This window comes from Okeania sp. (assembly GCF_983059655.1).
On the sequence record NZ_CEZPJD010000001.1, the window covers coordinates 1 to 9,661 of the forward strand.

A 9,661-nucleotide genomic window follows, 5' to 3' on the forward strand; every position below is an offset into this window, starting at 1 on the left:
AATTCCAGCTTTGTTAAATACTTGTTCTGCAGTTAATTCTAATCCCTCAAATAAAGAATCTACAAGTAGAGTTTTTCCCATATAAGTTTGTGGCGGTGCATCTGGGTAAAAAACTGTAATACTCCTGGCTTTACTATCAACAACCCATACCCTTAATACACCTGCATCTAAATAATCTTTAGCTTTAGCTATGAGTTGACCAAATGTTTGTCCAGGAGAAATTATTTCTATTACTAAATTTGGTGGTACAGAACAAGGGACATCTTCTTCCCAGTCTTCAGGAAAACGTTCGGCAGCAAGATATAATAATTCTGGAACAGGCATCCAATCTTTTCCTTTTTTTGTTAATTTAACTGCTAATTCTGGATAAACTTCTCCTTTTCCTTCGCACCATTCATCTATTAAGTAGAGTAATGCACGAGTTAGCTTAGAGTGAAATTTTTTTGGCGACATTTTGGGTGTTGCTTCTCCTTCAATAAGTTCATAAGTAATATTTTCTTCTCCTGGTGGGAGCTTGAGAAACTCTTCTAGTGTAAGTTGATTTTTGGTCTGTGCCATTTTTTACCTCTAAAATTGTTTATAATATAAAAAATTGAGAGCCAAACAGGCTTGAAGCTAGTCTCCTATTAATATCTAATCTATTTATAAGTATAGTAGAGATTTTAGTAAGATAAAAAGTTATCTACTCATATTAATATTTGCTTTACCAAATAGTTAAGGTTTAAAGCCTCTTTTTTCAAGGAGAGATAATTATTAATTATTAATTATTAATTACTTCTAAGGTGTTGTCCAGGACTTTAGAAATAACTTTATTTTCTTGCCTCCTTATTGCAGAGGTACTGAGAGGTTGTCTGAGAAGTCCCTTATGCTACATCTAAGCCCCCTAAATCCCCCAAAATTGGGGGACTTAAAGATAGCAAATTGACTCTTGTTCCCCCCAAAGTTGGCTTGCTCGGGGGGGCAAAATTCAGTATCAAAAAACTTTTCAGATATCCTCTGATAACTAATAACTGAAACGGGTGATTTATGTCTAACAAAAAACTATTTAATATTCCTCCAGAAGCACAACAAGAAATCGCTATTATTGGTGCGGGAGCTATGGGAATTTCTGTTGCTTCTATTCTTTCTCAATTAGGAATTGCCAAAGTAACACTTCTAGAGGCTGAATCTACCCCTTTAAATCATTATAGTGCTTCTCTTAATAATACAGGAATTTTACATCATTTTGTTTATGGAGGACATTTTTCTACATTAGAACTTTTATTTAAACAAACTCTTTTGTTTAAAAAAGTCATGCCTGACTATGTTTTTGAAGATGATTATGTGAATTACTTAGCTCCTAATATCAAAGGAAATACGGCAATTTATCAAAAAGGTGTAACTCTCAAAGATGTTAGTAAAAATTTAATTGAAATTTATAATAACCATATTAATAATTATCCATCAGAGCAAATTTTTGGCTCCGCGAAAGAACTGGTTCAGGAAATAGAACCAGAAGAAATTTTGTGGGGAACTGGAGACAAAAATTTATTTAATGGCGCGGTTAAAGTTAAACAACCAGTTCTAAATATCGGCGAATATTGTAGTCATTTAATTCAATTACTTAATAAATTAATAAAAGAGCAGAAAATTAATCTTAAAACTCATCATCGAGTGACTAATATTCAACTAAGCGAGCAAGGATTTGAACTACAGATTAACCAGGAAAAAAAATTATACTTTAACACAGTAATTAATACAGCATATGCTAGAGGTTTAGAAATTCCAATCCCCTCATTTTCAGGAGAAAAACAAGTAGGAAATATTGTTAAATTAAAAGTGTATGGGCTATATAAAATTCCAGAAACTCTCAAGACTAAAATTCCTAAATTTATAGACAGTTTCTCCAGCACTTTACTAATTCGTGGACAATACGGAGGAATTATCAAAGCAGGTCAAAATCGTTTGGCTATTTTTTATGGATTAGAATATAATCAAGCAGAACTCTATATTCCTCTTGATAAAGTTCCAATCAATCTACCTCAAAACTGGATAAGTTGGGTAAGGTGTGAAACCGATTATTTTGATAGTCGAAATGAAGTTTCTATTCTCCAAGCTATTCAAAAAGGAGTATCTCAATGGATACCTTGGGTGGCGCAGTTAGAACCAATAAAGGTGAAAAAAAATATTCAGGTTTATCCTGGTAAAAAACCAGCAAATCAATTAGAAGCTGCTAAAAGAGATCATAATCCTATTCGTTATCAGTATCAGCATCAAACTGGTGAACAGTATATTCATATTCCCGGAGGTAAGTTAACATCAGTTATTTATCATTCTTTTCTAATTATTCATAACTTATTAAAAACTTATATAAACAAACAGATTTTAACGGAGCAAGAGGTCGAAAAACATATCAAAATAGATAATAATAGAACTATAATTATCTCTCCAGAATTGGAATTTTTACTCGGAAATAAATTGCCACAATCTCCTCCAGAAAAACGAGAAAAAATTATTAAGGAATTAAATGTATATTAACTAGCTATCAGCTATTAGCTATCAGCTATCAGCCTAAAAAAATGTGCATATAATTATATAGCAATATGATTTGAGTTGTGAGATCTTGAAAACTTTTAGGGAATAGGGAATAGGGAACATAGAAGAAGAAAAAAATGAATATATATGAACAATATAATTCCTATATTGTATCCTTTTAAGGAACATATCAATTCTCACATTTGATTCATGATTCCTATATCAAATATTTATTATTTAAAATAGTCTCTAAATATAGCCATCCTGCTCTTCTATATTTCTATATATTGATTGGTGAACAAAATGTCTCAAGTCTCACTCGATCCACTACTACCTGAGAATTTTTTGACAACAGCAAAAAAAAAGTTTAAATTAACTTATGATTCTTAAAGTAATTGCAAACTAATATGACAGAAAAATTTAATTTTTCACCAAATTCACTTGTCACCAAAAGTCCTGATAGTCAGTCTCATCTATCAAATCGAGCTTCAACTTTTCAAACAACAATTGTTGGTTATGGACGTTATGGAAAAAATTACATTGGAACTAAATATGCCAAAAATGGATATTTATGGGAAATAGTATCTATTGTCGATCCAGTAATTACTTCCTCATTATTTACTGATAGTATTTTAGGTCAGAATCAACCACAAACTTATCTATTTCAGAGTTTTCGTCAATGGCATGATAACTATTTTAAATACTTAAATAACCAAGAAAAAGCCAGACAAGTAATTGAGATAGCTTTAAAGCCTGAATTAGTTTATGAACAATTAATATTATATATTGACGCTGGTGTAAAAAACTTTATTTTACCTAAACCAGTTGTAATAAACAGACAAGAAATGCTGCAAATTGCAGAAATAATTGACAGATATAAAATAAAAGCAGCAGTTGCTTCTCAGTGGTATTATTCAGATTTTCCTAAATTTATTAAACGAGAAATACAAAAAATCATCAAGGAAAAAAAACAAAAGCTTTCTCTAACTTCAAATAATAATTCGAGTATTCCTAATTTATATAAAGTAGAAATTGATTTTTCTAAAGAAAATGGTTTAGCCTATACTACAGACCCACCATTACTTGAATTACCCCATGCTTTACAGTTACTCTCTTCAATAGGAATAATTGATTTTAATCATTATTGTTCACTGCCAGAAGTTAGCGGTACAAATACATTTGTTAATGCTATTTATCAGGTAAAAAATATTAAAAATAAAGTTCATGTTCGTTCTAATATTGATATGCTAGCCAATGCTGCAATCAAAAAAGAACATCCCCTATGGGATATTCAGGAACGGCGTTTAAAAATTTATTTTGACGAAGAAAATACTCAGCCCAATATAGAAGTAGATTTCTGGATTAAATTTGACTATTCTGGTGATTTTGTTCTTCGTCCAGGTAAATTAATTATTAAGGATAATGAGAACTGTAGTAATCAAGAACAATTAGTTTTAAACATTGTTGACGATCAACTATTAAATATGAACCTGAAAATTTATGAGGCATTTCAGCAGAATTTTGTAGATTTTCAAAACGATCGGAATATTTTGTCCCTTGAGCGCTATCTCCCTATTGGTCAGCAAATCATGCTAATTCAAAATATTTGGAAATCTTTTCAGGAGGAAAAAGGGAATAGTTCAACAATTAATAATTAATAATTAATAATTAATAAGACCAAATTCAAAAAAGGTTGCTACAATATTAATCTTAAAACTCCTAGCAACAGAATAAAGCACTGTAACAGTATTTTTTGAAAATGGTATAATTACCTCTCCTTAATACCATTTCTCAAAAACTTTTCTACATTTTGTTGAGTAGGGAAGTAGGGGAGTGGGGGAGTGAGGGAGAAGTAAAAATTCATTAATGCATAATGGATAATATCATGTTCGTTGGTATCGTTTGTGTAAAAGTTAGCGTGGATATCTACAGGAAATTTAAGTTTTTTTCTTGCCTGTTGCCTGTTGCCTATTGCCTATTTACTATACAAGACCGATGCTACCGGACATTATATAATTGATAATTGATAATTACCTCTGGTTAAAACCGCTCTTGATTGAATAAAAGGAAAATATTTATTTTTTTCCCCTTGAAAGGGGAGGATTTTTACCTGAATTATTGAATTATTAATTCTTCGGTAAGACGGAGTTGAATAGGGGAAATGTTTTTGTCAGTTTGCTCAAAATTCCCGTTACAAAAACAACTTTTGTTTGTTGCCCTATCGACAGCTCTCCTGTCTGACTTCATTAAGGTTTTCTAGCACTAACAAGTGAATAATAAACATGAGTTTGAACTATTGATATTTCTTCAAACCCAACTTCTTGCAAAATTTGATAAAACTCATTAGCAGTGTATTGTTTACCCTCAGTAACCCAAAACAGGCACATTGAAAATGAAGTGGCAATTGGGGGGTTATCTTTTCCATCTCCTAATAATATTTCACTTAGATAAATGCGACCTCCACTTGGTAATGCTTCAAAGCTTTGTTTTGCTAGATGTAAACATTTTTCCCATCCCCAGTCGTGAAAAATATTACTGAATAGAACTGCATCGTAACCAGAAGGAAAAGGATCTTGGAAAAAATCTCCTACATAAGTATCCACTCTATCAGATAATCCAGCTTCTGCTATGTATTCTTTTGCTATCTCACATACCGTTGGTAATTCTAAAATAGTACAGTGCATTTGGGGGTAACGCCGAGCTAAAGCAAAACAAAAAGCTCCAGAACCACCTCCTACATCTAGAAGACGTTTTACACCCGAAAAGTCACCTCTCAAAGCAGCACCAAGTGCAGGAGTAAGAGTTTGACTATGCATGTGTCTGGTAAAAGCCTGAGCTTTTTCTTGATCTGTTTCGTGAGTTTCCCAAACATCCTTCTCGTCGTAAATACCAGACCTATCATTGCGGAATGCCTCTAAAAGAGCTGAATGGGATAGAGGATTATCGCGTATAAAATGCAGTATGCCACCCCAGTAGTAAGGACTCTGAGGAAGTAAAAAATTTTGCGATACCTGGGTAAGATGGAATTTGCCATTAAACTGTGCAAGATAACCTAGTGATGTCATTACTCCCAAAAGTGCTTCAGTTGCACGGGGTCCCAAAGACAAATTTGTTGCTACTTCTTTAGCAGTTGCTGGCTTTTTGTCTAAGAAAGAAAAAAGTCCTAGCTCGTCTGCTACAGTAAGGGTAGGAAAATGGAACATTGACAACCATGTATCCCAAAGCAGTTTATCATCACAAGTGAGTATTTTTTGTTCTTGGTTTTGATCGGAGCTTGGCATAAAATTTATCCAAAAAAGTGATTTTTTCTGAACAGTCTAAACTTGATAACTTAATATATATAACACGAAAATCCGTTCTGAATAAAGTTTCAAATTTAGTTTGACATAGGTAGACAAAATTAAACATATACAGCAATATGATTTTAGTTGTAAGATATTGGAGAATTTTGCTTTAGGGAATAGGGAATAGGGAATAGGGAAAAAACAAATATAATAATAAAACTGCTATATTCTATACTTTAAAGGAAAACCTCAATTCTCACATCTGATTCCTGACTGCTATAGTAATTATAAATTGGTTGTAAAAAAAATTAAAATCATCAATAATTAACTGATTTTTTTGTTAATTATTTTCTCGGTTCCCTGTTAAGATGTTTCCTACAAATCTACAATCTTTTAAATTCAAATAAGACTGCTATATATTATGACTATTCAACCTCGAAAAAGATTTGCTCAACATTGGCTGAGGAGTGACAAAGCACTTAATAAAATTGTTCAAGCTGCTGAATTATCAGATAGCGATCGCGTCCTAGAGATTGGGCCAGGTACAGGTATTCTAACTCATCGTTTATTGCCTATAGCATGGTCAGTTGTTGCAGTAGAAATTGATAGAGATTTATGTCAAAAATTAGTCAAAAAAATTGGCGGAGTAGAAAATTTTTTATTGTTACAAGGAGATATTTTATCCCTAGATTTAGAAACAAATTTAGCACAATTTCCTACTTTCCAAAATCCTAATAAAGTTGTGGCGAATATACCTTATAATATTACTGGTCCAATCTTGGAAAAACTATTAGGAACAATTGCCCAACCTGTGGCTAATACTTATGATCTAATCGTCTTATTATTACAAAAAGAAGTAGCGGATAGAATCTGCGCTAAACCAGACTCAAAAGCTTATAGTTCCCTATCAGTAAAAATTCAATATTTAGCAAACTGTGAATTTATTTGTGATGTACCTGCCAAGGCATTTTATCCCCCACCAAAAGTTGATTCAGCAGTAATACGACTACGCCCTCAATTAATAGAACCCCAGGCAAATAACCCAAAACAAATGGAAATGTTAGTTAAATTAGGTTTTGCTAGTAAACGGAAAATGTTAAGGAATAATCTTAAGGCAGTTATTGAACGCGATCGCCTTTTCCCATTACTAGAAAAATTAAAAGTAAACCCTCAAGTTCGTGCAGAAGATTTAAGTGTGCAGCAGTGGATAGCACTAGCAAATAGCATAGGAGAGTTGTAGAAAAAGTGGATTTTGAAGAAGGTTTTCAACAATTAATAATTAATAATTAAAATTACCTCTCCTCAGCCCTACAAATAGAGTATAATTTTCTTTTGTGTAATACCAAGCGTGAAAAAAGAATGTTACGAATAGTTTGGTCAACAAAAATGATTAAAGTCAGATGTATATTTAGCACTTGGAGAATTATTTCAGGGTCAAAAATGATAATAACAGCTCAATCTAGCTGACTACTGACTATTGACTTACTAGAAACAGTTCCAGTATTTGTAGCAAACATTTATCAAATTGCTGTAATAGCAATAAAAAAAAGAATGTTACAAATAGTAAGCACTAATAAAAGATTTTACAAGAGATATAAATTTGACAAAAAAGATAATTTAGTAAGCATTCTTTAACGCATAAAAATGGCATTAAAGATATTTATTCTGACTCCTGGATTCTGAACTCTAATAAATAGCCTATCTATTTCAAATACCTAAACACCTAAAAAATGAATTTAATTGGCCAAGAATTTCAACCTATAGCAGCGATCGCCACAACTCCCACAGCAATAAAACTATTACAACCTATTTGCCAAACATTTGGAGCAACTCTGTGGATACCAGAGTCTTGTCAACATACAACCAATTCTACGACCAATGTCGAAATTTACAACGACTCTCTGAAAAATCATCTAGCAAATATTTGGCAAAACTATAGTGCCATAGTTTTCTGTCTCGCCAGCGGTGCAGTTGTACGTTTAATATCTCCACTTTTAAAAGATAAATATCGCGATCCAGCAGTAGTCGTTTTGGATGAAGCAGGTAAATTTGTCATTAGTTTATGTAGTGGACATCAAGGTGGTGCTGATAAACTAACTAATGTACTCGCCCGCCTCCTGAGCGCTACCCCAGTTATTACAGGTGCATCCCATAATTTAGAATTACCTGGTGTTGATATTTTGGGTAAACCTTTTGGTTGGCAACGAGGGGAAGGAAACTGGAATAAAGTCAGTGGAATAGTTGCTAGAGGAGAAACTGTACAAGTAATTCAGGAAGTGGGTTCGATTTTATGGCAAGAGCATTTACCCCAGAATCATTCATTTTATTTTGGATTTCCAGAAGTAGACGATCGCTCTACTCCTACTCCCAAGGCCAGAATTTGGATTAGTTTTACTCAACGCCAGTTTGCTCCAGATTCAGATTTACCGAAAGTGCAATGGCATCCACGAGTTTTGTGGATAGGGGTTGGTTGTGAAAGAGGTACTTCTAAAAAATTAATTGCAACTGCTATTCAAAAAGTATTTAAAGTTAATCATTTAGCGGAGGGAGCGATCGCAGGAATTGCTACTATCGATCTTAAAGCTGATGAAATAGGGTTAGTAGAATTTTGTCAGGAACAAAATTTACCTTTGCGGACTTTTTCTTCAGAGTTATTGAGCTGTGTTGAAGTACCTACTCCTTCTAATATTGTTGCTCAGGAAGTAGGAACTCCCAGTGTTGCTGAAGCTGCTGCAATTTTAGGGGCAAAAGAATTCAGAATTCAGAATTCAGAATTTAGAATTCAGAAGGAAAGAATAAGGGAGAAATGGATAGATACTCAAATTAAAACAAATTATAAACACCATGTAGACGGCGAGATATTAAACCTACAAGAAAAAGATAATCTTAATTCAGAATCAAAACAGAATACTGACAATTTATCATCAAATTTTCAGAGAATTAATGAAGGCAATTTATTAGTCCGCAAACAAATATTCCGTCTAGAAGGCGAACCAGGAGCAGCAACTATTGCTGTGGCTATATCTGAAAAAGAATATACAGGAAGAACTGGAAAACTATTGTTAATTGGCACTGGTCCCGGAAAATTAGAACAGATGACACCCGCAGCTCAAATGGCTGTTAGTTATGCTGATGTTGTTATTGGTTATTCTCTTTATATTGACTTAATTCAACCCTTATTAAATCCTGGACAAATAGTAGAAAGACTACCTATTACTCAAGAAAAAAAACGAGCAGAAAGAGCAATTGAATTGGCAAATTTTGGCTTAAATGTCGCAGTAGTTTCTTCTGGAGATTGTGGAATTTATGGCATGGCAGGATTAGTTTTAGAACAACTTCGAGCTACAGGTTGGGATGGTAAAATTCCTATGGTAGAAGTATTTCCTGGAGTTAGTGCTTTACAATCTGCTGCTGCTAGAGTTGGTGCGCCTTTGATGCACGATTTTTGTGCTATTAGTTTAAGCGATTTATTAACACCTTGGGAGGTAATAGAAAAACGTTTAAATGCTGTAGCAATGGCGGATTTTGTCGTGGCACTTTATAATCCTAAATCCCTGAAAAGAACAGAACAATTAGTTAAAGCTGTGAATATCTTTTTAGAATATCGTAAACCAGAAACTCCTGTAGCAATTGTCCGGTCTGTTTATCGAGAAAATGAGGAAATTACCTTGACAAATCTGGATAAGTTATTGGAGTTTTCTATTGATATGTTGACAGTAATTTTGATTGGTAATGAATCTACAGGTATTTATAATAATTGGATGATTACACCAAGGGGTTATTTAGGACTTTAGGGAGTAGAGGAGTGAGGGAGTAGGGGAATGGGGGAGTAGAGGAGTAGGGAGTTGCATAAATGCACTTGA

Annotated in this window: 6 protein-coding genes; 4 read left to right on the forward strand and 2 right to left on the reverse strand. The window is 33.3% G+C overall.

Annotated elements, in window-relative coordinates:
• Nucleotides 1–558: Uma2 family endonuclease (locus AC3DU7_RS00005; RefSeq protein ID WP_488037320.1), on the reverse strand; the 558-nt coding region annotated here is incomplete at its 3' end.
• 468 nt (nt 559–1,026) lie between these two features.
• Here AC3DU7_RS00005 and AC3DU7_RS00010 point away from each other — a divergent pair.
• Both AC3DU7_RS00010 and AC3DU7_RS00015 read left to right on the forward strand, forming a co-directional pair.
• A complete protein-coding gene (locus tag AC3DU7_RS00010; RefSeq protein ID WP_488037321.1) occupies nt 1,027–2,517 on the forward strand; it encodes an FAD-dependent oxidoreductase in 1,491 nt (496 codons plus the stop codon).
• Nucleotides 2,518–2,921: 404 nt separating this feature from the next.
• Complete coding sequence (locus AC3DU7_RS00015; RefSeq protein ID WP_488037322.1) at nt 2,922–4,172, forward strand: hypothetical protein; 1,251 nt, start codon at nt 2,922–2,924, stop codon at nt 4,170–4,172.
• A gap of 588 nt (nt 4,173–4,760) precedes the next feature.
• Here AC3DU7_RS00015 and AC3DU7_RS00020 read toward each other — a convergent pair.
• Nucleotides 4,761–5,795: a methyltransferase gene (locus AC3DU7_RS00020; RefSeq protein WP_488037323.1), complete on the reverse strand. Its 1,035-nt coding sequence runs from the start codon at nt 5,793–5,795 to the stop codon at nt 4,761–4,763.
• A gap of 424 nt (nt 5,796–6,219) precedes the next feature.
• Here AC3DU7_RS00020 and rsmA point away from each other — a divergent pair, with 424 nt between their 5' ends.
• Nucleotides 6,220–7,038, forward strand: coding sequence for a 16S rRNA (adenine(1518)-N(6)/adenine(1519)-N(6))-dimethyltransferase RsmA (gene rsmA / locus AC3DU7_RS00025; protein ID WP_488037324.1), 819 nt, complete (start codon nt 6,220–6,222; stop codon nt 7,036–7,038).
• Between the two features lie 490 nt (nt 7,039–7,528).
• A complete protein-coding gene (gene cobJ, locus AC3DU7_RS00030; protein ID WP_488037325.1) occupies nt 7,529–9,592 on the forward strand; it encodes a precorrin-3B C(17)-methyltransferase in 2,064 nt (687 codons plus the stop codon).
• Nucleotides 9,593–9,661: the final 69 nt, after the last annotated feature.

What these genes read in the sequence shown, in the direction of transcription:
- cobJ (WP_488037325.1), top strand. Translation starts at nt 7,529, where the DNA reads ATGAATTTAATTGGCCAAGAATTTCAACCTATAGCAGCGATCGCCACA.
- AC3DU7_RS00010 (WP_488037321.1), top strand. Translation starts at nt 1,027, where the DNA reads ATGTCTAACAAAAAACTATTTAATATTCCTCCAGAAGCACAACAAGAA.
- rsmA (WP_488037324.1), top strand. Translation starts at nt 6,220, where the DNA reads ATGACTATTCAACCTCGAAAAAGATTTGCTCAACATTGGCTGAGGAGT.
- AC3DU7_RS00020 (WP_488037323.1), bottom strand. Translation starts at nt 5,795, where the DNA reads ATGCCAAGCTCCGATCAAAACCAAGAACAAAAAATACTCACTTGTGAT.
- AC3DU7_RS00015 (WP_488037322.1), top strand. Translation starts at nt 2,922, where the DNA reads ATGACAGAAAAATTTAATTTTTCACCAAATTCACTTGTCACCAAAAGT.